Source organism: Bartonella sp. OD88NMGDW (assembly GCF_042193775.1).
Taxonomy (GTDB): Bacteria; Pseudomonadota; Alphaproteobacteria; order Rhizobiales; family Rhizobiaceae; genus Bartonella; species Bartonella grahamii.
The window spans coordinates 1-25,399 of record NZ_JBHIMA010000002.1 but is presented as its reverse complement, the minus strand read 5'-3'; the positions used below and the strand labels follow the sequence as shown (position 1 = coordinate 25,399).

Genomic DNA, 25,399 nt, shown 5'->3' with positions numbered 1-25,399 from the left:
GGTGTTCAAATGTGAGGCAATTTGAATTCATGATGAGATGTGAGAAAGCAGAAGCAGTGAATGTAGATTTTATCGAGAGTGAAATCTTGTCTATAAGATCTGTACAACTTGCAGCTGCTTTTGATCATAAAAATGATGCAATTTATGCTGCTGCTGAATTGCTTGTGCAGGTTGGTGCGGTTGATAAGTGTTATCTGGCAAGCATGCTCGAACGTGAAGAAACAACCAATACTTGGCTTGGAAATGGTATAGCCATTCCTCATGGTATGGCTGAAAATCGTGATTTAATTATCAAGGACGCTGTTGCTGTTATACAGGTTCCTGCTGGTGTTGAGTGGCAGGATGGCAAGAAAGCACATTTGGTTATTGCTATTGCAGCGTGTCCAGATCGTTATAGAGAAATTTGTAAAAAATTGACGTCTCTTTTATTTGATAAAAAACAGCTTGAAGTACTTGCAACAACTATGGACAAACAGCAAATTGTTACAACTTTGTTTGATCAAGATATGAAGATAGAAAAAGCTTTTATTGGTGACCTTTCGGTGTGTCAGGAATGGACGTTAGATTATCCAAGTGGTCTTCATGCACGACCAGCTTCTCTTTGGGTTGATTTTGCGAAAAAGGCTCAAAATTCTATCAGAGTTCGCCATGGTCAATATGCTGTTGAAATGAAAAATTTAGTTGGTTTATTGCAATTAGGAGCAAAAAACGGTGATGTTCTGATTTTTTCTACAGATGCTGCAGAAGGAGCACAACTTCTCAATGATGCCATTGCTATTGCAAAAAAAGTGAGTATTAGTGAAAAATGTCTGATGAGAGCAATGGAATCTCAAACAAAAGCTTTTCATGGTTGGTATCCACGCTCTATGCAAAAAGGCATTTCTGGTGTTGGAGCAAGTTCAGGATTAGCATTTGGTAAGATTTTTGTTTTAAGACAAAATGATATTTCCATAATAGACCAGCCAATTGATTTTGCAGCTGGTGCAGCATGTCTTGAAAATGCTCTTACAAAAACAAAACATAAAATGGCATCTGTGATTTCTGATATTACAGTGCGTATGGGAGCAGATTCTGCTGCGATTTTTTCTGCGCAAATGGTTTTGCTTGAAGATGAAAATTTAATAGCTCAAGCTTGTCGTTTTATAGCAGAAGGTCATGGTGTCGCTTGGTCTTGGGATAGAGCGGTTCGTCAATTTTCAGATATGTTTTTTAAGGTAGATAATCCTTTGTTAGCAGCACGTGCTGTTAATTTAGTTGATGTTGGTCGACGTGTTTTAGGTGAAATCAATCCATCCTATAGATCATTCTTTTTAAATGATATTCCACATGGTGTAATTCTGGTTACAAATGACCTTTCTCCTTCTGATGTAGCACAACTTGATTGTACAAGGGTAAAAGGATTAGCAACAGCATGGGGAGGTCCATTATCTCATACAGCTATTTTGGCGCGTACTCTTGGTATTCCAATGGTTGTTGCTGCAGGTGATGATATTTTAGCGATTCAGTCTGATATTCAGGCTATTATTGATGGCGATAACGGGTTTATTTACCTTGATCCTACGCTTGAAGACGTTGAAGATGCTCAAAGGCATATTGATACTGTTGCGCAAAAACGTGTCAGTGAAATAAGTACGTGTAGATTACCAGCGCAAACGACAGATGGTCAAAGAATCCGTATTATGGCTAATGTCAACTACGCAAATCAGGTTCCTGTTGCGCTTGATTTGGGGGCTGAAGGTATTGGACTCATGCGCACGGAATTTTTGTTTTTAGAGAATCCTCATATTCCGGATGAAGAGCTACAATTTAATATATATCGGGCGATGATTACAGCTGTAGGAGATAAGCCATTAATTATTCGTGCACTCGATATTGGTGGGGATAAACAGGTTACGCATTTACATTTATCTAAAGAAGACAATCCTTTTTTAGGTGTTCGAGGGACGCGGCTTTTGTTACGTCGACGTGATCTTTTGGTGCCTCAATTACGTGCTTTGTATCGAGCAGCAAAAGAAGGCGGAGATCTATGGATTGTGTTTCCGATGGTAATGTCTGTTTCAGAGATTGTCACTATAAAAAAGATTGCAGAAGAAATCCGCAATGATATTGATGCACCAAAATTAAAACTTGGTATTATGATCGAAGTTCCAGCAGCCGCCATTATGGCAGATGTGTTGAGCGCCCATGTTGATTTTTTCTCAATTGGAACCAATGACCTAACACAGTATACAATGGCTGTTGATCGGCAAAATCCGTACCTTGTGTCTGAAGCGGATAGCCTTGATCCAGCAGTTTTGCGTATGATTTATCAGACTATACAGGGAGCTTCACAACATAAGTGTTGGGTTAGTGTATGTGGTGGTATGGCTGGAGATCCTTTTGGTGCAATGATTTTGACAGGGTTGGGAATTAATGAGCTTTCTATGATATCTTGCGATATTTCTCCAGTAAAGGCGTGTTTGCAGACTCATAGTTTTGAAGATATGAAAATTTTAGCACAAAAAGCATTACAATGTGAAACTGCACGAGCTGTACGTGCTCTAAGCAAGGATATAAGGTGATAAAGAACATTAAGGGGAACGAGCTAGCTCATTTTGCAGAGTAATCAGATCGTTAGTGCTGTAAAACATTATTCTTTTATACGTTACAGGGAGGAGTAGCGTGTGGATAAAAACGCTTTAAGAAAGAATAAATGCCTTTTATGCATTCTCTCAAATCGCAAGGGATGTTGCAACATTAGAGGCTAAATAGCGTGATGGTACTTGGCTTGTACTTTTTATTTAAGGAAAGATGATGCTATTCAATAGATTTTATACCATTCATAGACACCGTATGAGATAGATGTGACAATCTTTTTATTCCCATTATTGTATTATACAAACCTATCCACGGAAAAAGTTTTTTCTTAAAAAGAAAGGATGTGCTTGTTATTCAACAGATATAAGCTCTTACTTTAATAAATGAATTTGTTTTTTGAACTTTGAATGTATAATTTAGGCTTGCACGTTATTTCTTTCTGGGTATAGTGCGAGACTTCTGGAGAGGTGGCCGAGTGGTTGAAGGCGCACGCCTGGAACGCGTGTATATGGGAAACCATATCGAGGGTTCGAATCCCTCTCTCTCCGCCATTAATTTAAAACGAACTTTCATATGCTTGATATGATATAGCTTAAAAAGCTCAGGATTTTTTACTGTTTGCAATTGACCAGTTTGCGCTGATCTGTGTCTGTCATTGTGTATACCTAGAGATTGCTGTTTAATTTCCATGAATTTTATAATTTCTAAGTTCCTCTCTTCTCGATCTTTAGATAACCTGATCTAGCATAAACGATCTCTTCAAATATCATTAAAGGATTTTTGCCATTATCACTAACTTCTTATAAAGCTTCAGAATTAATGGCGATTATAGTGCTATTTGTAACGGGATAAATGCGTTTTATCCACATGAGAGGTAACGAACACCTCAGCTTTTCTCACGCAATGTGCTCATTTAAAATTAATGTCATGAATATTTGTACGAAATCTTTATCTATACAATAATCAAAAAAAGGCTGACGTAATATAATAATTGAAGATCATTCATGCGGCGCTTTCTTTTATTTCTAAGCTTTGTATGTAAATAGATAGTCCGTGTACAATAAATAAAGGGGCGCAAAAACCTATAAATATACACAGGACATATAATATAGAAAATGAAAAAAATTTTTCTGCATATAAAAGCACAATAGAGAATAAAGCCGTTATGATGCGCACACTGGCATCGCCTGCCAAAATCACCTCGGCTAAATTTTCACTAGGTGTGATAGCTTGTCCAATTGTTATTCCCGATACCCTAAAATAAAATTGCCCAATACCTAATAAAAAACCCATAATATAAAGGGAATATTGAGTAAAATTTAAATATAAAACAAAAGAGATTGCGATCACTGCAAAAGCCGGTGTTCCCCATACAAAAAAACGAATTAAAGATGGAAATTTCCGTAAATAATAGGATGAGATAAGACCATTGACTACAAAACCCAGTGCTGACAAAGCAAAAATAGAATTTTGAATAGCTGTGAATTTTATATTATCTGATGTTATAGATGCAAGAACAAGTGGCAATAGAACAATAGGCCCCGTATAGAGAAAATTATTCAAAATACGATTAATCGTTAAAAAACGCAACGCAGAAACCCGCCAAAGGCACCTAAAACCAACTCCATAAGCTTTTTGATATGGCTTTTTTAATAGCTCTTTTACTCTGTTTATTTGTTGTATAGACTTTATACGAAACCATAGGCTGGCATTCAAAAGATAAATAAACACAATAAAGGCTATGGCTGTTTTGTGCCCCAAATGCGCAATTATAAAATATATAAGCAATGGGGATATAATAACAAAAAACTGACAGCAACTAGTATAAAATGCAAAAATTCCAGCTTTTTGTTTGGGAGCTGGAACCAGCTGATTCAAGGCACTATTGTTATTTGGGTTATCTGCCCCCATCAAGAGAGCAAGTAAAAAAAATACAAATAAAATAAGTACCGGATTGTTCATAAATAATAAGAACGATAATAAACAAGCGCAAATAATTTGACTATAAAACCCAATTATAAAGCCTTGATAGTGCGCCAACACATTCCCCAAACATAAGCCAGCAATTCCAATTGCGATTAAATTAACAACATTTAAAGTAGCAGATGCTTCTCCCGTTGTATCTTGGAATTGTAACAAAGAAAGGCCAATAGATAATACACCACTAGCACAAAAACTCGTCAAACAACCAATCAAAATCATAAGAAAAACAGAATTACGCAATAGCCTTCCCCCTCTTAAATAGAGACTCAAGCCATTTTATGATTTTTTCCATTATCGAATATGGTTCGGTACTAAATTCCAGTTTTTCACAAAATTTTAGTTCAAATGCGTTATAGGCACTTATTTTTTGCAAGTCATCTGTCCGTATGGATTCTATACTTGGCAACGTTGCGCCCATAGATTGAGACAAATAATAGGAAATTACTTTCCAATACATATAAGTACGCTCTCTTGCCAAATAATTTTCCAAGACATATTTCAAATGACAACCATCTAAAATATATTTCGAACAATGGTGCAAAGGATAACAAATACAAATAGCATCTGTTTCATGTACGGGACAAGAAGAAATATTAAAATTTTTATCATTTCATAATATTATAAAAACTTCAGTGAGCAGATCTTCTAAATTTAGTCTAGACAAAACAAGAGTGTTTGCTATTTTTGAGCAACATGAGACAAAGCCAATCTTACTACTAAAGTTCCAATAACCTTTAAGTCAGATTCTGGATAAGCTTTTTTAAAATTCCCCACCCATATGGTTCTATGATATATAATAATTGGCTCATCTCGTCTGAATGAACAAGATGTAATTCTAAATCAATATTATCACAAAGTTTTTAGTTCTTGAATTGCTCGGATCCTAATCTGGTATTCTTAAATCATCATAGGAACTAAAGATTTTTTAAGTATTTCAACTTTTTTAAACTTTGTGTCAATGTATTGGAATCTCCCCTTCACGGACTTCGACAATTATTGTATCACCACTATAAGAACAAAAAATTATCTTTGAATTTGCTTACTTTTAGAAAGAAAAATGAGCAACACTCTTCCTTAACTAAAAGAAATACGCTTTCTACCTTTTTCTTTATGATGATCAAAAGTCTATTCTGTTACAATTCGATTATCAATTATTAGGATAAATATTCTGCGTTTAGCTTAATAAACTGTTATGATCAATGTTTCTCTCTGTTCTAAAAGTCAGCGCTTTTCTTCCTAGAGATACTCGTAATTGCTGTACAATCTTTCCAAAAAAGGCACTCCTTCAACATTGCTATTAACACGATCATTCTGAGAAGTTTAATACATACACACTTCATTATACGGAATTCTATGTATTTTTTTTAACTTACTCAACGAACCAACATTTTCTAATGGGCAACATAAATCACGAAATTTGTGTGCTGTCACAATTCGAAAAACAATCACATATCTCCCTCTAATGATAGACAATGTCATTAGAAGAAAGCCTTAATGATATCGGTAGAATAAATTAACCAGAAAAAATTGCAGCGCAGATAGAACAAATTTTATTTTATACCTTGTAACTCTCTATAAATTTTAATCCTTTTTGTTAAAGGTTCTTATGCAATTTTTTCTACTTGTTTGCAACAAAAGATTAATAGCTAAATTCACCTATGTCATCATAGTTCTTTTTTTGGTAAAATAGGTCAGCTTCAATTTCGACATATAAATACTTTAACTCTTTAATATATTCTCTTCAGATGCTTTAGATTAACAACACACCAAAACCAAAATATTTATTTTACTTAAGTTATTGAATATTATTTAAGAAGTAGGAAAATAAAGTGATGCAAGAGTTAAAAAAATTATTTAAAAGTTCAAATCCATCTACATTTTAGAGCCATCACGCATGGTAATAACAGTTGTCATTAGGTATACTAAATATGCTTGATAGCTTTTCTGCTTCATGCTTGTAGGGAGTTCCAGATAGAGATAATACCAGAATCCATCCGTGAATGCTTGATAATAAAGCTGTAAACAAAATTATTTTCTTGTTGTTTAACCGGTTAAGCTTGATCCATTTTTTTCCTAAAGAATAACGTTCTATTTTGTGCTGTAAAATGCGGTTTCTGAAAAGTTTTTACGTTGGTTTGGGGTAGGGGCCGTAAACTTCAGAGCCTTATTTTCCGCAGAATCTAGGGGCGTAGAAGTAGGAGTAAAAGAATAAAATCCTATATGAGAAAGAATCCATTAAAGAGCGAGCAGTTACCTATCTCCAATATCTCCAATAGTGAGATTTTCTGTAGCAATTGCATATATGCATCCTACATCTGCTGCAATTGATTTGTGCCTTGTATTGGCAGGTAGATGTATAATATCTCCTGGTGTACAGGTTATACGTTTTTCGCTATAGAAAAAATCTAACCCTCCTTCTATAATTAAGAGAGTTTCATCGACCTGGTGAATATGCCAATCGTGTATTTTTTTTGGAAAGTCTCTTTGTACCTCTATTGATCCTTGCTCTGGAAGCATCATTTTGAATATATCATAGATATTTTTATTTAATTTAATTTTAGAAAATTTAGTCATTATCGTGCTCCATTATATGATATGGGCAAGGTGGGGATTCAATATTATTATCTTGCAAGAAATATTGCGTCCATTCTCTATTTTGGGGTTCGCCATATTTTCCTAAAAAAGGAGATTTTGTTATAATATCAAAAGGTTCAAGTCTTTTTGTTACAGCGGAGAATGCATTTTTTGCTTTTTGTTCTGTATCCAGCAGATCAGGAAAAACCCACCTAGGCTGGAAAGTTAACATAAATATAGAACTTACTTAATTCTGTTTATATAAGACGGGGTATTGCAAACTATAAACATGGGCTCGCCATGAAAGCAGAACTCCCATAGAGGATTATCCATATTTTTTGGTATATGCTTAGGCCATTCTTGGTCATCAAGAGTTCGCAAATCTTTAAGTATAGACCAGAATTTTTCTCTATAAACTTTGATACTTTGTACGAGGGCAGGCTTCTCGAATGCAACAAAAGATGTGTTCTTCAAAAATTTTTATAGTTATCGAAATAAGTTATCAGGTCTTCCATCATATTTTTTGCGGTCAACTTATTGTAGAACCCAAATCTAAGCATATTTTTTGAGTATCCATTTACACCGAATAGGCAGGAAAAGGTCTAATTGTGTTATTCATGGTTGCATCGAATTCTTTAAAAACGACCTGCTTCCATTTTTCATATTTATCTATATTTTCAATTATTTGCGCTGCTGAATCCATGTTTTCCTCCCAATTGTTGTATTTTATAAGAAATTGCTACGAATGATTCTCTCCAAAGCTGATAATTCATCATCACTGTGTCCCCAAATTGCTATAATAGCTGGGCAGGTATTTAAATCGATGGTTAGGGGTAGGGGCTCGTTTTCTTTAAAAAAGAGCATAAAATGAACCACATTTTCCCAAGAATGAAGCTTTTGCTGCCATACGTTAACATCTTTTATAATATGACCGTCGATCTCGTTGATAAGAAAGATAATACGCCCTTTTTTCTTAAAGCGACTTGGTGTTTGCGAAAACACGCCTGCAATAAGGTTAACGGAGCTTTCAAGTAAATCATCTTCATAGCAATGCGCGAATAAAGTGGGTGCAATTCCTCCGTGGAGGCGGGCTCCTACTTCGATCATCACTGGACCACGAGCTGTTTGCATGATTTCCATATGCGCGGGCCCATATTCAATCCCCAGCGCGCGAATGCATTGTTTTGCATAAGAGATAAGAGGGGCATAAGAGGGATCTTGAGCATCAAGTACATCAAGAGATTCATAAACAAAGGCACTTTCATTATGAATACCTTTTTTATACCGCGATAAAGCACATATCTTTATAGCCTCTCCATTTACAACGGCGTCGACGATGTATTCCTCTCCCTCCAATCTTTCTTGGAGTAAATAAGTCTCGTTAGGTGCACCAAAAATATTTTTTTGCGTCCAGTCGATTCTAGAGGACCATGCCGCCACTTCTTCACAGCTGGAGAAAAACAAAACGCCATCGCTTCCAGCAGAATCATTCGGCTTTACCACATAGCCGCTGGGACTTTCAAAACCATCGAGAGTACAATTGTCTTTTGTAAGAATTTTTGATCGGATGTAAGATAAACCATTTTCACAAAGGCGCTTTTGCATTGCTGCCTTTTTTCGTCGCCAATCGGTGGTTGAGGGATTGTTCCCAAGGCAACCATAATAAGCCGCCAATTGATCTGCACAATAAATACTTACCTCGGCGCCTGCCACCACGGCCTCTATCGCGCCGATAGGAAAGCGTGTCTTTATCTCATCTACATTATGAAGTTTCGCTTCTGCCATGCCCTCTCCCTGATAAGAAAGCATATAGTGTGAAAAAGGAGCTTGTTGAGAGACAACACCATAACAAGTATAGCCTAATTTTTGCAAAGCAGGGGCATAGAGGGCACCCGTGGAGAAAGGGTCGACAATAAGAATAGGTTTTCTCATACTTTGTTCCGCTGCAATAAAAGGAAAAGAATATAAATAAAGATTATTAGCCCTATAAGGGGGAGAAGATAAACAGCTGCTTGAGGACCCATAAGGGCAGAGCTTGTAAGAAGACCAAGGATAACATAACCTGCCGATTGGGAGAGAGTATAAAGCATGCCGCTATAGCTTCCCACCAGCTCTGCTTGAGCCTCTGTTTTAGTCGCTTCAATCGTATGTTTGCGGGCATTAATTCGCATGGTATTCATTGAAAAGCCAATAAAAAAGCAAAAGACCACAGCCAAATAGGGCGATTGTGTGGTGCTAAAAACAAGATCAGCCACGCTCAACATAAGGGCTGGGAGAATAAATTCAAAGCGAGGGATTTTGATAAAAGCAGCCAAAAAAGCGCCCATGCCCGCGACCGCACTGCAAAGCCCATAATATTCAGAGCCAAAATTTTTCACACTCTGAAAAAGAATGGTTGCCAGTGTATTATAAGCGCAAATATGAAAGCCAATAAGTCCTATGCAGACGCATAAAAGTTTAAGCTCACGGGAGAGTCCATCCGCTTGCGGTGTAGGTGCTGTCTTCTTATCGGTTGCAGGTGCTGTGGTATCTGTAGCCTTATATTCATCGCAAAAGATGATATATCCGGCTATAAGGCTTATAATGATGTCAAACACACAAAGTGCCACAATCAAACCATTATAGCCAATTTCAGCCGCTACCCCTCTTGGGCTGGTTGCTTCTAAGAGATAACCACTCAATGCTGCTCCCAAAAAGGCGCCAATTTGCACCACTGTTTGCATAATGCGGGAAGCCTTTTGGGCGCTAATATAACCACTAAGCGCTAGTTTAGTATTATAAGTCTCGAGTGTGCTTAAGGTAATCAAAGAGAGATAGCCGATAGAGATAGAGACAGCGATAAAACCAAAGGGGGAATCAGCATAATGGAAAAGTGCAATCAATAAAAGAAGGCTATAGATAATGATCCGCCTTTTGTATAAATCGACCAACCGCAGTGAGGCTTTAATGCGCACAAGTCCGCTTTTTTTCAAAAAATAGGGCATAAGGGTGCCCAAAGCCATGGTTACGCCCAAGAAAACCGATGAGGATGTTATGCGATAAGCATTCCAAAGATTACTTAAAAATAAAACCATATCAGAGAGATAGAGCAGGACAACAAGCCCATAAAACCGAAACATCAGTTGTTTGTGCACATCATCCCCCCATTTCGGAATCTCTTAAAACACACAGTATTATAAATCAGCACACATTTTTACGAATGATGAATACGCACACATATTACTGGGCATGTCAAGTTTTTTGATCGGGAAAAATTGAACGCTGATGTTTATGGTAGTGATAGCTTATTTTCAGGAGAATGAGTAGGGTAGAGGCTGGTATTTTTACTGCAGGTGGCTTGCCAATAAGGAACTATGTCCTAGAGATATATTTTGCGCTTTCAAGTTGATTTTGTTTACACTCAAGGTTGAGGTTTTGTTATTGACCGTTGTTAGATGTTGTTGTGACAACAAAATTCGTTATCTATCAGAAACATTTATGGCATTAGCGCTAAGGTATGCGGTTGTATTAAAGTCTTTACATGGTAGTCTTTTTCATAGAAAGGTATTATTGGTTCAGTTTTAGGAGGCTTTGTTACGGTTGATTTTGATGTTGTTGTTTGAAGGCTTATTATAATAATTCTTAATTTCAGTTTATGAATATATTGAAAATATAGTGAAACATTTGATTTAAACGCTTTTGCAAGACATATTTCAATATCTCAGCGATGTTTTCTGAGAATTGCTCTGCTGCTTTTTAACGGAATCGGATATCAAATGCTTATGGCGTGGGCAGCGGTTTGAGAAAAGATAGAATTGATTTCATTAGCTTCCTATGGAGCGCAATCTAGTAGCAGCTCTTAAGGGACAATAATATACTGAGATCGAACTCATTTCTATACACTTACACGACGTTATAGGAGTAATCCTCAGAAACTCTACTAGAATTCGTTAAGAAATGGTAGGGTATGTAGTGTGAGCAAAAAATATATTTTTTTACAAATGCTTAAGCTCATTTTAAGTTGTCTAAAATATAATCTTATCTTAAAACTAAGTCTATATACCGCCATTTATCATAAAGTTAATAAGTTATACAAATGCGGGAGTATTGTGTGTTTCTGTTTAGAGACGAGTAAAAAAACACCTTATTAAACATTAAGAGATTTTAGACATAAAACAATTTAACTTATGGAAAGTATATAGACAAAATGTATCTTGATAAAAAAGTTTATAATTCCATGTGGTCTTCAAAGAAATTTTCCGGTTCTTTTATTGTCTTATGCGGGTTTGATGGGAGTGGTAAGACAACACAAACAAAAGAAATTGCTCGCCATTACTCAACAGAAAAACATATAATAAAAACTTTTCAACCCAGTTATTGGTATAGAAATAATCCAGAAATTAGAGATTACTTAGATAATGGAAAAGCAATTGATCCGTTACTTTTAGCACTTTTAGCAGCGACAGATAGACGCAAACATACGCTTGAAATTATTTAACCTTCCTTAACGTCATCGCAAAATTTATTAATTAGCGATCGATATGTTTATTCTAGTCTTGCTTATTTTTATGCTCGAGAGCTTTCTGTTGAAAGTGTAGTTAAATTAAATCAATCTATTCCAAGACCTCATATTACATTTTATCTTCATTTACCGCCCACTACTATACTGGAGCGGTTGCAGAAAAGGGATGGTTTAAACTTAAAATACGAAGAAAAACTCTCTTTTATTGAAAAAGTTTACAAAGTATACAAAGTTTTATCAGAAATAGATGAGCGGTTTATAACAATTGATGGAACTGCTTCTGTTTCTTTAATTCATCATCAAATACGACATCATATAGATAAGGTTTGTTTTTGATTATGAATAAAATCATTTATTAATCAATTTATCCACGATAGATCCTCCTTTATGTATTCGTACTCTAAATCTGAAACTTTAGAGATATGATTGCAATAATTTAACTGCTCAGGAAAAATATCACGTTATATATTTTAATTGGAAAATTAACTGTAATGGGTTTGTTTTAAAAGATTTAGAGAAGGGGAGTAGAAAAGTTATCAATATTTATCGTGAGAATAATAGTATGTTTATTCTTTTAGAGACGAAGTGTGGTGATAGAATAACGACATGGAGGGATATACTCGAGCATATTTTAGTGCACGGAATAATAAGGACAATGATGTGTGTGAAGCTTCCATACCGTAAATTGTTCCACATATGTATATAAGGTGTAGCTTCTGAATAAAATGCACATAAAATATCAATTTTATTGTATTTTTGTGCATAAATGTTTTGTTTTCATAGAAGAATTAATCATACATACCACAGCACAAAGATTTTAAAAGTCTCACAAAAGGAATTTTGCTTTCTTAAATTTAATGATCTAAAATGAAAATTGTAAGAATGCATGTTTTTAAACAGGATGTATCATGCATATCGACGGGTATTTATTTTAGAGGATAATTTATGTTCACTTCAAATTTGAAGGAACGCATTGCTTTATTTGAAAATAGAACTTTTCTCTATTTTACTTTGAGCGGCTTATTTGCTACATTTGGAAGTGGATTAAATTATATTACATTGTCATGGCTCGCTTACAATCAGACGGGCTCAATCCGTGGTGTAGCGTTGATGATGCTTTTTCTTTGGATGCCTGGCATTATTTTTGCGCCTATTTTTGGCATATTGGCAGATAAATATAACCGTAAAACGCAGATTATTATTTCAAATCTTGTGAGAGGTTTGGTAATCGTTGGCTGGGTAATGCTATGGCATTTTGGTATAAAAATTGAATTGATGATCTTATCTGCTCTTTTGGGTATTTTTATCCCTTTTTATATGCCATCAGCTATTTCTTTAATTCAAAGTATTGTGCTGAAAGAACAGCTCATTAATGCAAATGCGACCATCGATATGGTTTATGAACTTGGCACTATCGTAGGTATGGGCTTAAGTGGATTGATACTGTCCTATGCAGGAACAAAAGGAACTCTTCTAATAGGTGGTATATTCTTTATCATTGCTGGTTTATTTAATTTTGCAATGAAGGTACCTAAAAACCGAAGATTTAAAAATCGAAACCAGCAAAATTGGTGGGAAAATTATACAGCAGCCCTTCATTATTTTAAACAGAATCCGGCTCTTTTTGTACCTTATACAAGCCAGATGATTATTATGACTCTTTTGATGACCATTCCTGTTATCCTCGTTCCTTATATACAAGAGGTTTTACATGCGGATAGCAGGACCTTTGCAATATTTGAGGTGCTTTATTCTATGGGCGTATTGACAGGTGCGTTTTTTTCACCACTTCTTTGTAAAGTTTTATCCATAAAGAAAACATTAGCCATTTTATTAGCTTTTATGGCTATTGGTCTCGCTATTCTATCTGTTAATACACACAATTTTGTTGCTTTTCCTGTTTACTTTATGATTGGATTTGGACTTTCAAGTTGGGCTCTTTCGATTTCTTTATCACAACTCTCTTGTGATCCTGAATACCAAGGAAGATTGCAGGCAAGTTTTAATGCTATCTCTGGATGCTTGATCCTCGCAGTCTATCTCATTATGGCAAGCGATAACAGTAGCATATCACCTCAATCGATATATTTTTTTCAAAGCATTGTTGCGTTTGTTGGAATACTCATAGTGCTGTTTTATAGACATGAAAAACAATAAATTACGTTTAAGAGTGGTCAATATACGCTATTTTATAAACATTTACGCTGCTGCACATTTCATATTTTGCTTTTAAAGGAGAGTTGAGAAAATGTAAAAATTGGTGCTTAATGAATAAAGCATACATTGATGTATGCTAGAGAATACTCTCTATTTTTTGATAACGACCCACAAGAATTTCTGCGTTTCTTTAATTCATCTCACTGTTGTTAAGAAGATGAAACCGCAACACTTTAAATCTTTTTGAAAGTTTTTTTGTTTAAGCGCAGTAGAAAATAAAGCGATGAGGTAATATCGTATCATACGGGGAGAGTGTTGCATTATTTTTGTTTTTCAAAATCCATATGAAAAATTGTATCAATTTCATCTTCATTGGAATGGGTATTTCTACGACGATGCAAGGTTTGCACAATCTCTTTTTTTAATACGGCATCTGTTTCACTTAAACGGTGAATACTGAGTTCCAATTCAAGAGATAACGCCAAATCCACGCACAGTTTAAGCTCTTCTCCAATGTCGAAACCGCGTTGATAGTCGTCATAAAGACCAACCAGTGTATCAGATAATTCTTTATCGCATAAAGAGGTCATGCTTAATTCCTCAACGTTGCGGGTTTCCGTGCAGCTTTTTTAAGTATCACTCCACTATTATCACTTAGAATTGCCATGTATATGAACCTCATGGTTTTGTCAATTTTCTGCAAAATACGCGCTTTTAAACCAATGTCTATTAAAGACTTTATTACTTCAAGATTTTGAAGCGCCCAATTGTAAATATGGATGGTAATGTGTTTACTATAGAACTTATAGCATTTAAAATACATTGCCAAAAGGCTTTTAATATGCATAGAGGAGGAGCATTCTGACGATAAACCAAACACCCTGAAATCTCTATTGCCAAGTACAGCTAAATCAGCACTATTAATATACAAAATAAGCAAACATGGTTTGTAAACGTCTAACTTTTTAATAACGAGTGATGATCTCATTTTTTGTAGAATACCAATTATTTTGCCTATTTTATATTGATTTTTAGACATTGATAAACTTTTTACCTTATGTTGTAATGTAAAAACTTTGGGAAGTGTATTTATAGATTTTTGCAAAAAGGTTTAAGCAGGTTTACTGGGCTGTTGAGTGAGAGAACCTGTGTTGGGCTTTTTGCTTCTGAAAGAATATGACTGTGACTTTTGAGAAAGTAGTTGGCAAGAATTTGCTTGGCGTGCAAACTGATAGAGTTGGCAGTGGCGCATTTAGCTTTTTCATTAGGCTGTGTCCAAATGTTTTTGACTCTGGAAAATAGCTTCTGATAGGCTTGAGTTTTCCAAGGTTATATTACAGGGGCGCAGTTCAGTAAAATACCACGGCGATTGCATTTTTTGTGTGATTGTCATAAATTTCGCTCCTGCTTAAACGGATACTACAACATCCATTTTTGTGGGGTTATGTATGTGATAACTGCTCTTCTTAAGGAGCAGTAATGATAGATATAAATCAATATAATTATTTAGTCAACAATTATATTGATTTGGGAGTGTTTTTTTGGCTCGTCCGGAAGCAAAACCTAAAACTGAGTTGGCAAAACGTTTTCGTGAGGTGCGTCACGCTCTTGGTTTTACAGAGCGTAAGCAGTTTGCTGAACATCTTGGTATCACTGCTGGCTCTATAGGAACTTATGAAACTGGTATAAGTGAGCCTACAGCCTCTGCGCTCTCCAAATATCAAGAAATTTGTGGTGTTTCATTAGATTGGCTTGTAACGGGCAATGGTGAGATGTTTTCAGATATGGCAAAGGCGAAAGCAGCTGGTTTTAAACCACAAGCGATTCCTGTTGGGCTGATGAAAAAGCTTGGACATTTGGTTTATACGGCCTATCATGATGCAAAAATAACACTTTCTCCTGAAGATGTTGCAGAATTAGCAGCAGAGCTTTATGGGAAATTGCAAGAGCTCATTCAAAATCTCAATGATATGGAAGAAGTCGAAGCCACTTTGCCACTTTTAAAATTACATTTAAAGCGTAAAATCGAAACTGAAAAGCACATCTAGAAAATTTATAAGATATAAACGAACAGCCTTTTTAAAAAATAAAACTTTTTTGGTCTCTTATTCAACATGAAAAAATGATAAATTATCGTTATAAATTAATGTGTTGCTCTAATAAAGGTAAAACTTCTTATAAAAAGAATTACAGTTAGTAATACAAAAAAATTTATACAACAGTGAAAATACAATGACGATGTTTTGTTTCTATAAAAGGGTCACAGACATATAAGAGAGAAGAAGGAAAGACTATTTATAGGTGCACTTTTGTCTTTTTATGAAGATGATGAGATGAGTACGTTGAAACTTTTTACAGAGCGTGCATCATTATATTAAGAAAGATTTCTTTCAAAGATATATATCATATATTGAAACAGCTTACCTTGCAGAAAAGAGTGAGGTCATTATGATAATCGTTATCCATTACATTATGCTATAAGTTAAAAAAATCATAAATTTGCGCTTATAAGAACAGCTAATTTATTGAGAAGTATTTTGGTACATTTATAAAAATTATTTTTTGTACTCTTGTCATTCTTCTGAGGTGCTTTATCTAAAAAGTAGAATTGCTCTTTAGTGAAACTATTTTTGTTAAGAGATAAATCGCAGTGTTTTTGAATGGAGATTACGTTATATTTTCAAAGTCTTGTGTTTTTATTTATTTTTTAGCTTGAATCCCTCTAGCTAAAAGGGTTGGGGACTTTTCTAGATTCGATGTTGTTGCAAAGATTTTAGGGCGATGCCGTAATAAATAGCGGTGTCGAGGGGGGATTTTGTCTTCATTTATTGGTTTTTGAAGTGCGCAAACTTAAGGGTTTTGCCATGTGCGTTTTCACGCGTTGTGATGATGTTGAACTCTGTTGGAGGAGGTTCTTATGAGGAAAAAATATTCCACACCAAATTTAATTAAAGCTGTCTCGCTCAGCGCGGCAATGGCCACACTCTTATCGAGTGTTTCTCCTGTTTTTGCTGCCAATTTTGCCTTCGTAGGAGGGAATAATAATAGTACAAGTGGTGCCGGTGTTTCCTATGCACATGGTAGTCATGGCAGTGTTGTTCTATCTGGTGATGATGATTTCTGTGGTGCAGACAATGTTATCGGGCGTGGCGGCAAGCAACAGCAGAGAGTTGGTGATAGCCAACGAATAACCGCACAAGAACAATATGAGAGATTTATTGGTGAGAAAGTTTTTAAGGGTCGTCAGCCTTATGGCACGACCACTGAAAAGGTTACTTGGACGGGTGATGGAACAGTAAGTGATAGCACTAAAGGTTATATGGGGACACCGACTTTTGGTACTGCGAATGCTATGCCTGAGGCTTATGGTATTTATTCTTTTGCAACCGGTTGTGGGTCTGCTGCGACGGGTAATTATTCAACCGTTTTTGGTGCAGGTGCGACAGCAAAGGCAGGGGGTGCGCAAGCTTTTGGTGTTTCTGCGCTTGCAGGTGGTATAGCAAGTGTTGCTATAGGTGTTGATTCAGAAGCATCGGGAAAATCTGCAGTTGCTATTGGAGGGCTTGCAACTGCATTAGGTGAAAATAGTATTGCTTTAGGAACTAAAGTAAAGGCTGCAGAGAATTATGCGATTGCTATAGGTTTAGATGCTGAAGCTTTAGGTTCAGGTTCTATTGCAATAGGGGGGAGGCGCTCTGACAGAACTGAAGAGGTTAATCCTAATAGAAAAGTAACAGCAAAAGGTGAAAATTCGATTTCTATAGGTACCCATGCTTACACTGAGAAGGATGATGCGGTTGCTATTGGTGTAAACGCGCAGGTCTTTCAGACTGATGGTGTTGCTATAGGGGGTGGCTCTGTTTCTAGAAGAGCAAAAGGTGTCGAGGCTTATGATCCTGCAACAGGTACAGTCTCGAACCAAAAGAGCGGTCTTGCATGGAAAAGTACAGCAGGTGCTTTTAGTATTGGTGAAGTAGGGGCTGAGGGTAATGATGGCAAAGGTAATTTAACACGGCAAATTACTGGTGTGGCTGCTGGTAAAGAAGATACTGATGCAGTTAATGTAGCACAGTTAAAAGCTCTGAGAAGTATCGTGGGAGAAGGAGGAGGAAGTTGGCAAATTTCTGCTAACGATAAAGATGCTACAGATGTAAATTCAGGCAATATCGTGGATTTTTCAGTGAAAAGTAAAAACGATGAAGGAAAAGACAATTTAACGATTGCAAAAAACACTGCAGATAATAAGCATAAAATTGAATTTACTTTGAGTGATACTCTGAAACTTACAAGCGTCACTACAGGCAAGAGCACGATGAGTGATGATGGCTTTGTGATTAAGAATGGCCCTAGCATGTCTCAGAATGGTATTGATGCTGGCAATAAACAGATTACAGGAGTAGAAGCAGGTACTAAAGATACCGATGCAGTGAATTATAAACAGCTGAAAGCTATAGAAAATGCGACCAAAACGAGTTGGCAGCTTTCTGTTAATGGTGGAGATGCTACAGCTATTGGACCAAATGGCACAGTAAATTTCCAAGCAGCTGGAGATGAAAATAGAAAGAATATTAAGATTGAAAAAGACGACGATCACGATGTCACATTTGATCTAGCTGATGATATTGAGGTAATGAGTGTCACAGCAGGAGAAAGCATTATGAGTGCTGCTGGCTTCGGATTTATTGATGGTGATGGGCCGAGCATAACTGTTAAGGGCATTCATGCTGGTGGTAAAATGATTAAAGGAGTAGCGGCAGGGGAAAACGATACCGATGCTGTAAATTATAAGCAGTTAAAAGACTTTACAGCAGGGATGGCAACAGGCTGGAAACTTTCTGTTGATGGTAACAATGCTACAGACGTTAAAGCTGGGAGTACAGTAAATTTTGTTGCAGCTAAGCAGAAAGACGATGATAATAATGAGAGTGAGAATACAAATATAAAAATTACCAAAGGCGATAACAATGAAGTCAAGTTTGATTTAAGTGAATATATTAAAGTTGGTCGTGTAGAAACTGGGGATAGCCGCATGAGTCACGCTGGGTTCATAATCAAGGATGGTCCAAATATGACGAAAGGTGGTATTTTTGCTGCTAATAAAAAAATTACAGGAGTACAAAAGGGTACTGAAGAGAATGATGCCGTAAATGTTTCACAGCTGAATGAAATAAAAGATCAAATAGTAGATAATAACCTTGTTAAATGGCATGAAGATCGGAAGCTTATTACCATTGGTAAAGAAAAAGGCGGTATGAAAATTGATATCACAGGCACTGATGGAGTGCGGATCATTGCGGGTGTGAAAAATGGAGAGATTTCTGAAAGTTCAACAGAAGCAATAAATGGCAGTCAGATTAATAAGATATCAGCAGATATTGCAAAGTTTTTTGGTGGTGGTACAGAATTTAATAACGGGGTTTTTTCAGGTCCAAGATATAACTTATCTACAGTTTCTACAGATGGTGATGTCGTTCAGAAGACTTTTGACAATGTTGGTGAGGCTCTTGAAGGACTTGATGTCAATATCAAAAATGTCAATAAACATATACAATATGTAGACAATAAATTTGATAAGTTTTCTCAAGATGCTTTACTTTGGGATGATGGTAAACAAGCATTTGCTGCACGTCATGGAAAAGACGGACGTAAAACAGATAGTAAGATTACTGACCTTTTGAATGGTGATATTTCAGAAGAGTCAACAGATGCAATAAATGGTTCCCAACTTTATGCGATGGGCGATACGATTGCAAATTATTTTGGCGGTGGCGCTAGTTATGAGGATGGAGAGTGGATAGAGCCTACTTTCAAAATTTCTCAGCGTGAAGCGAATGGTACTATTACTCAGAAAGAACACCATAATGTCGCTGATGCTTTTGAGGGTGTCGATAATTCTATCACAGATATTTATAATCAGATTAATAATGTGACAGAAAATAGCCTTGTAAAACAGGAAGGAGAAGATGGTCTTATTACTGTGGGTAAAGCAACCGGTGGTACTGAAATTAGCCTTGTAAATAAAGATAATCAAGAAAGAACACTTTCCGGTGTGAAAGATGGAGAACTTTCTCAAACATCAACGCAAGCAGTAAATGGGTCTCAGCTCTTTAAAACAAATGCAAATGTTACTACTGTTACCAATAATCTCAAAACAGTTGCTCAAAATACATCGAAATATTTTGGTGGCAGTACAGATGTACTGAACGGTGTAGAGCCATCTTTCCTTATTCAGGATACAAAATATAATAATGTTTTTGATGCATTTACTGCTGTCAATACTTCTATCACAAATATTGATAATAAGATTTCCGATGTGGTAAAAAATAGTCTTGTTAAGCAAGACGGAGTTTCTGCTTCTATCACTATTGGTAAGGATACAGCTGGTACTGAGATCAATATTGCAGGATATGGTAAGGTCGCACGTTCCATTTCTGGTGTTAAGGCAGCAGAAAAGGGCGATGAAGCTGTTAACAAAGACCAACTTGATAAAAGCATAAAGGATATTACGAAAGATATTGAGACAGCAAGTGCTGCTGCGGTTCTCTACGATAAGAATGGCGATGATAGTGTTAATTATGGGAGTGTGACTTTAGGCGGCAATAAGAGTAATGGGCCAGTTGCTCTTCTTAACGTAAAAGATGGCAGCCTTTCTCAAGATTCTCATGATGCAATCAACGGTAGTCAGATTAATAAAATATCAGCAGAGATTGCAAAGTTTTTTGGGGGTGGTGCAAAGTTTATTGACGGTGCTTTTAAAGGGCTGAAATATACTTTATCGGCTATTGTAGATGGTAAGGTAGGGCAGGCTAATTTTTATGACGTTGGTTCAGCTTTAACAGGTCTTGATAATAATGTTCAAGATGTAAATAAGCGCTTAACAAATGTATCCAATGAGTTTAATCAGAAAATTGAAGATTTCTCAAAAGATGCTTTACTGTGGGATGATGGTGAAGAAGCATTCGTGGCACGTCATGAAAAAGATGGGCAGAAAACAAAGAGCAAATTGAAGTATCTTTTGGATGGTGAAATTGCTAAAAATTCAACAGATGCCATTACGGGTAACCAGCTTTATTCCATGAGTAACCAGCTTGCTAATTATTTCGGTGGCGGTGCCAAATATGAGAATGGCAAATGGACAGATCCTACTTTTAAGATTGTTCAAGTCAATGCTGATGGTACGACTGTTGAGAAAGAGCACCATAATGTCGCTGATGCTTTTGGTGATATTAATAATGGGATGTCAAATATTAATAACCGTATTGATGATGTCATCAACAAGGTCGATACAGATGCTTTAAAGTGGAATGATAAAGAAAAAGCCTATGATGCTGGTCGCAATGGAAAGCCGAATAAAATTATCAATGTAGCTGATGGTAAAATTGTAGAAGGTTCGAAAGATGCGGTTAATGGTGGACAACTTTGGAAAACCAATGAACGTGTCACGGGTGTTGAAAAAGATGTTAAGCATCTTACCAACAGAGTCGACAATATTTCCACTACGGTTACGGATATTGGTGAAACGGTTTTCAATATTGAAAACAAAGTTAACGATATTGCTGAGGACGCTGTTCGTTATGACAGAGATGAAAACGGCAAAAAAACCAATAAAATCACATTAGCGGGTGGTGATGCCAGTGAACCTGTTTTAATTGATAATGTAGCTGATGGTAAAATTGAGAAGGGATCAAAAGAAGCTGTAAATGGTGGTCAACTCCATGACTATACTAAAGAACAGATGAAGATTATTCTTGATCAATCCAAGCATTACACAGATCAACGGGTGAACAATATTGTTGTCGATGCGATTGATGATGCTGTTGATCGGGCTAACCAATATACAGATATGAAGTTTAACGTTTTAAACTACAGTATTGAGAATGTAAAAAAAGAGGCAAGACAAGCAGCGGCTATTGGTCTAGCGGTGTCTAACTTACGCTATAATGATACACCTGGAAAATTAAGCGTTGGATTTGGTACTGGTTTATGGCGTAGTCAGTCTGCATTTGCCTTTGGTGCAGGTTATACCTCAGAAAATGGAAAATACCGCTCTAACATATCCGCAACAACTTCTGGAGGTCACTGGGGTGTAGGTGCGGGATTCAATATGACATTAAACTGATAATAAACAAAATACATAAAAATTCCTTTTCACCCCTGTCTCATGAGGCAGGGGTGAAATGTTGTTACGTATGTAAAAATTATATATATAAATTGATAAGCGCTATAACGACAAATACAGGTTTAAAAAACAGAAAAAACCTATACACTTTCAACAAAATGAACTTCTTATTTCAAAATAAGATAATAAGTTTTTTCATAAATCATAAGTCCATTATTTTCTGCGTTAACTTTTAAATCTAAAGAAAATTTCACTCTCTAAAAATCTATTAAAAAACTTTCTAGTAAGACAAAGGTATATATTTAAATGTATTTCAATTTTACTGTAGGAAGTTATAAAAACAATATACTAAACCAATTCTACCCCTTGCAAAAAACAACCAACAGGTTTAAAGATTAAAAAAAACCAACCAACACAAGAAAACTTACCTTTTTAGGAAAGGTAAGAGAACAGAGCACGTTAACTACAAAACATCAACTTCTCTATCTTTTCAATCAGTCCTTAAGCTTTTGAATATATTTAGAAAAAACAATTTCAGAGAACTTTGTAGCGTTTAAATGTGTTTTTTTTGTGGTTATAGTTATTTTTTCATTGGGGAGTTCATTATGAAAAAATTATATACAAAATTAGCAGGGAGCGATTTAAAATTTTCTCGTTTTTCTTTTGTTAAAGTTCTTTCATTGGCTACAGCCGCTACATTTTTATCGAATTTTACACCTGTTTTTTCAGCAAATCCTGATTTTAGAAACAGCTTTCTCGAAGGTGTTAACAGTGCTGGTGTTTCTTATCCGCAAAGCATTATCTCTGTTTCTGGTTTGAATGCTTCTTCTGTTTCAAAAGACAATTATTTAACAGCACTCAATAAAGCCGGGTTAGAAAAGATTAATGCTGCCGATGACTATGCAAATTTTTTAACTAAAACCCTCTCTGGTGTAAGTGATTATAGTCCTGTCGTGAATGTTTTGATGGCGGATAGCAAAAATGTATTGGCAAGAACCCTAGATGCAGGAGGGCAATATAAAAGGTCTCTCGTCAGTCCACGGTCATTTGTGGTTGATAGCTCTTTAGACCAACAGCTTGCACAGGATGATGAGAATACAGATATTATTAATGTGTCTAATATCTTACGGAGTGGTTCAACAGAGGGAATGCAACGTGATGTATCGGGAAATAATGTTATTTTTGGTAATGATATTACTTCGGAAACCACGGACAGTGTTGTTATTGGTTATAAAGCGAAGGCGGTATTAGCTGAAGGAAATAAAAAGCTAGCGGCATCCGTTATCATAGGTTCTAAATCTGAGATCCATAGAGGTGGATCCGTTGCTGTTGGTGCAGATATAGTGTCACTAAAGAATGACGCGGTTGCTGTTGGTCGTTTTGTACGGGTGGAGGAGGAGGACGGTACAGCTTTAGGCTTCAAAACGCAGGTGAAAGTGGCAGGGGGCGTTGCTCTAGGAAGCAATTCTATAGCTAATAGGGCTGCTGGTGTTCCGGGTTATACTTCTGTGCTGCAGGGACCTGCAAAAAATACGTCATCTTATTGGAAATCTACATTAGGTGCTGTTAGTGTTGGTGATGCTGGTACTAAAAAAACGCGCCAAATTACAGGTGTAGCGGCTGGTAGTGAAGATTCAGACGCAGTGAATCTAAGACAATTGCAAGACTTAGAAGAAGTCGTAAGAAAAAATGGTTGGAAACTCTCTGTCGGTGGGAAAGATGCTAAAACAGTCATTATGGATAGCGGAGTAGATTTTTCAACTGGAAGTACAAATCTTAACATTACAAAAGGCGATAAAGATAATAATGTAAAATTTGATTTAGCTCAAGATGTTACATTAACGAGCTTAAAGGCAGGCACAACCACCCTAGATGCAACAGGTCTGGTCATTACTGATGGTCCGAAAATAACGACCGATGGTATTGGTGCTGGAAATAAAAGGGTAACTGGTATTGCATCTGGTGATCTTAGTGCAGATTCACAAGATGCGGTAAATGGGAGTCAGTTGAATGTTGTAGCGACCCATATAGCCGGATATTTAGGCGGTGGTGTTAAATTTACGAATGGCCAATGGGATGATCCAAAGTTCAAGATTAAAACTTTCAATCCTAAGACGAATGAGATTGAAGAAGAAAGTTTTTCGGATGTAGCAAAAGCCTTTGAGAGTGTGGGTAAGTCTTATGTAAATCTTCACAATGAGATTAAAAAAGCTACCGATGATAGTGTCTTTAAATGGAATGCCGAATCGAAGAGCATTAAAATTGCAGCCGGTGAGGAAGAAAGTGGGCAAGGAAGTATTGCTATAGGTATTGGATCAAAGACAAAAGGGGATGCAGGAATTGCGTTAGGGAAGCTTTCAAGTGCATCTGCCGAAAATAGTATTGCATTAGGTGGTTTTGCAGCGGCATCTGCTGAAAATAGTATGGCATTAGGTGGACTTTCAAATGCATCTGCTGAAAATAGTATTGCATTGGGCTCAAATGCACAAGTACAAGCTGATGTTACTGGTGGTGTTGCTGTGGGTTATAAATCTGTTTCTCGTAACTCGGCGTCTATTGTTGGCTATGATCCTTCTATAGGTAGCCAGTCAACAAATGATGATGTGATATGGAAAAGCACTCAAGGAGCTTTTAGTATTGGTGATACTCCGAATAAGATAACACGACAGCTTACAGGTGTTGCCGCTGGTACCAATGACACTGATGCTGTCAACATTGCGCAGCTGAAAAAATTAAGAGAATTTGTAGCACAAGGGTGGACACTTTCTCTCAATGATAAGGCTGTTTCAGGCTTTCAGCCGGGCGATATATTAAATTTGGTCTCTGGAAGCGAAAACTTTGAGATTAAAAATAGTGATGAAAGAGACAGTAACGATAAAAAAATAACATTTGATTTGGCACAAGATGTCACATTAAACAGCGTAAAATTAAAAGACGTCACTTTAGATAAAACGGGCTTAACCATTGAAAATGGCCCCAAAGTAATAGCGGATGGTATTGATGCTGCAGGTAAAAAAATAACAGGTGTTGCCGGTGGTTCTATAATATCAGCTTCGAGTGATGCGATTAATGGTGGTCAGCTTCATACAATCACTGAGGATTTATCAAAAATTTTAGGCGGAGATGTATCCTTTGATGGCAAAAACTTTAAAGTACCGGAGTATAAATTATCGAATATTGATGAAAAAGGTGAAGTAACAGATAAACCGCATACCGATGTTGGTTCTGCCTTTAAAGGACTTGATGACAATATCAAGAATGTGAACGCTCGTATTAAGGAAGTTTCTCAAGGTGTTGCAAAGGATTCGTTGACGTGGAGCAAGGATGATGATGCCTTTGTAGCGACGCATGGAGAAGGAGAGAAAAAAGGCAACAGCAAGATCACGTCTCTTAAGGATGGTGAGCTCTCAGAAAGCTCAACCGATGCGGTTAATGGCTCACAGCTCCATTCTACGAACACAGCCCTTGCGGAATATTTTGGTGGTAAT

13 protein-coding genes, 1 tRNA gene and 2 pseudogenes are annotated in these 25,399 nt (G+C 36.5%); 7 read left to right on the top strand and 9 right to left on the bottom strand.

Annotated elements, in window-relative coordinates; translation table 11 throughout:
• Positions 1 to 29: 29 nt before the first annotated feature.
• Together ptsP and ACFIJR_RS01795 are read left to right on the top strand one after the other, a co-directional pair.
• Entirely contained in the window at positions 30 to 2,561 is a 2,532-nt protein-coding gene (gene ptsP, locus ACFIJR_RS01800; RefSeq protein ID WP_375653348.1) for a phosphoenolpyruvate--protein phosphotransferase, read from the top strand.
• A 477-nt stretch (positions 2,562 to 3,038) separates the two neighbouring features.
• Positions 3,039 to 3,128, top strand: a tRNA-Ser gene (locus ACFIJR_RS01795).
• A 451-nt stretch (positions 3,129 to 3,579) separates the two neighbouring features.
• Here ACFIJR_RS01795 and ACFIJR_RS01790 read toward each other — a convergent pair.
• From ACFIJR_RS01790 to ACFIJR_RS01760, 7 genes are all read right to left on the bottom strand, one after another.
• Positions 3,580 to 4,779 (bottom strand): MFS transporter, encoded by a 1,200-nt coding sequence (locus tag ACFIJR_RS01790; RefSeq protein WP_375627398.1) that lies wholly within the window; start codon positions 4,777 to 4,779, stop codon positions 3,580 to 3,582.
• A 2,031-nt stretch (positions 4,780 to 6,810) separates the two neighbouring features.
• Positions 6,811 to 7,134 (bottom strand): cupin domain-containing protein, encoded by a 324-nt coding sequence (locus ACFIJR_RS01785; RefSeq protein ID WP_375651626.1) that lies wholly within the window; start codon positions 7,132 to 7,134, stop codon positions 6,811 to 6,813.
• Complete coding sequence (locus ACFIJR_RS01780; RefSeq protein ID WP_375651625.1) at positions 7,127 to 7,366, bottom strand: YqcI/YcgG family protein; 240 nt, start codon at positions 7,364 to 7,366, stop codon at positions 7,127 to 7,129. Before ACFIJR_RS01780 ends, ACFIJR_RS01785 begins: the two co-directional genes overlap by 8 nt.
• A gap of 11 nt (positions 7,367 to 7,377) precedes the next feature.
• Positions 7,378 to 7,608 carry a YqcI/YcgG family protein gene (locus ACFIJR_RS01775; RefSeq protein WP_375627400.1) on the bottom strand — a complete coding sequence of 77 codons (231 nt, stop codon included), beginning with the start codon at positions 7,606 to 7,608 and terminating at the stop codon, positions 7,378 to 7,380.
• A 103-nt stretch (positions 7,609 to 7,711) separates the two neighbouring features.
• Complete coding sequence (locus tag ACFIJR_RS01770) at positions 7,712 to 7,837, bottom strand: hypothetical protein (protein ID WP_375627401.1); 126 nt, start codon at positions 7,835 to 7,837, stop codon at positions 7,712 to 7,714.
• Positions 7,838 to 7,860: 23 nt separating this feature from the next.
• On the bottom strand, positions 7,861 to 9,066 hold the full coding sequence (locus ACFIJR_RS01765) for an ATP-grasp domain-containing protein (RefSeq protein WP_375648676.1): 1,206 nt from the start codon (positions 9,064 to 9,066) through the stop codon (positions 7,861 to 7,863).
• The gene (locus tag ACFIJR_RS01760; RefSeq protein WP_375653516.1) at positions 9,063 to 10,253 is read right to left on the bottom strand and encodes an MFS transporter; all 1,191 of its coding nucleotides are present in this window, start codon (positions 10,251 to 10,253) and stop codon (positions 9,063 to 9,065) included. The genes ACFIJR_RS01765 and ACFIJR_RS01760 overlap by 4 nt, the downstream gene beginning before the upstream one ends.
• Before the next feature lie 1,067 nt (positions 10,254 to 11,320).
• Between ACFIJR_RS01760 and tmk the strand changes: the two are divergent.
• Together tmk and ACFIJR_RS01750 are read left to right on the top strand one after the other, a co-directional pair.
• A pseudogene (tmk, locus tag ACFIJR_RS01755) lies at positions 11,321 to 11,971 on the top strand (dTMP kinase).
• Between the two features lie 609 nt (positions 11,972 to 12,580).
• Complete coding sequence (locus ACFIJR_RS01750) at positions 12,581 to 13,792, top strand: MFS transporter (protein WP_375653345.1); 1,212 nt, start codon at positions 12,581 to 12,583, stop codon at positions 13,790 to 13,792.
• A gap of 320 nt (positions 13,793 to 14,112) precedes the next feature.
• Here the strand turns inward: ACFIJR_RS01750 and ACFIJR_RS01745 are convergent, their stop codons facing one another.
• Positions 14,113 to 14,382 (bottom strand): hypothetical protein, encoded by a 270-nt coding sequence (locus ACFIJR_RS01745; RefSeq protein WP_012754562.1) that lies wholly within the window; start codon positions 14,380 to 14,382, stop codon positions 14,113 to 14,115.
• Between the two features lie 2 nt (positions 14,383 to 14,384).
• Positions 14,385 to 14,831, bottom strand: a complete 447-nt coding sequence (locus tag ACFIJR_RS01740; RefSeq protein WP_375653342.1) for a hypothetical protein — start codon at positions 14,829 to 14,831, stop codon at positions 14,385 to 14,387.
• Positions 14,832 to 15,333: 502 nt separating this feature from the next.
• On the opposite strand from ACFIJR_RS01740, the gene ACFIJR_RS01735 reads away from it, so the two are divergent.
• The 3 genes and pseudogenes from ACFIJR_RS01735 to ACFIJR_RS01725 form a co-directional block, all read left to right on the top strand.
• Positions 15,334 to 15,840, top strand: coding sequence for a helix-turn-helix domain-containing protein (locus tag ACFIJR_RS01735; RefSeq protein WP_375651621.1), 507 nt, complete (start codon positions 15,334 to 15,336; stop codon positions 15,838 to 15,840).
• 869 nt (positions 15,841 to 16,709) lie between these two features.
• Positions 16,710 to 21,911 carry a Vomp family autotransporter gene (locus ACFIJR_RS01730; RefSeq protein ID WP_375653340.1) on the top strand — a complete coding sequence of 1,734 codons (5,202 nt, stop codon included), beginning with the start codon at positions 16,710 to 16,712 and terminating at the stop codon, positions 21,909 to 21,911.
• A gap of 605 nt (positions 21,912 to 22,516) precedes the next feature.
• Positions 22,517 to 25,399 (top strand): annotated as a pseudogene (locus tag ACFIJR_RS01725) (hypothetical protein); the annotation flags it as partial.

Coding starts and splice junctions, on each gene's coding strand:
- ACFIJR_RS01740 (WP_375653342.1), bottom strand. CDS start 14,831: ATGTCTAAAAATCAATATAAAATAGGCAAAATAATTGGTATTCTACAA.
- ptsP (WP_375653348.1), top strand. CDS start 30: ATGATGAGATGTGAGAAAGCAGAAGCAGTGAATGTAGATTTTATCGAG.
- ACFIJR_RS01785 (WP_375651626.1), bottom strand. CDS start 7,134: ATGACTAAATTTTCTAAAATTAAATTAAATAAAAATATCTATGATATA.
- ACFIJR_RS01770 (WP_375627401.1), bottom strand. CDS start 7,837: ATGGATTCAGCAGCGCAAATAATTGAAAATATAGATAAATATGAAAAA.
- ACFIJR_RS01790 (WP_375627398.1), bottom strand. CDS start 4,779: ATGATTTTGATTGGTTGTTTGACGAGTTTTTGTGCTAGTGGTGTATTA.
- ACFIJR_RS01745 (WP_012754562.1), bottom strand. CDS start 14,382: ATGACCTCTTTATGCGATAAAGAATTATCTGATACACTGGTTGGTCTT.
- ACFIJR_RS01780 (WP_375651625.1), bottom strand. CDS start 7,366: ATGTTAACTTTCCAGCCTAGGTGGGTTTTTCCTGATCTGCTGGATACA.
- ACFIJR_RS01765 (WP_375648676.1), bottom strand. CDS start 9,066: ATGAGAAAACCTATTCTTATTGTCGACCCTTTCTCCACGGGTGCCCTC.
- ACFIJR_RS01730 (WP_375653340.1), top strand. CDS start 16,710: ATGAGGAAAAAATATTCCACACCAAATTTAATTAAAGCTGTCTCGCTC.
- ACFIJR_RS01760 (WP_375653516.1), bottom strand. CDS start 10,253: ATGTTTCGGTTTTATGGGCTTGTTGTCCTGCTCTATCTCTCTGATATG.
- ACFIJR_RS01750 (WP_375653345.1), top strand. CDS start 12,581: ATGTTCACTTCAAATTTGAAGGAACGCATTGCTTTATTTGAAAATAGA.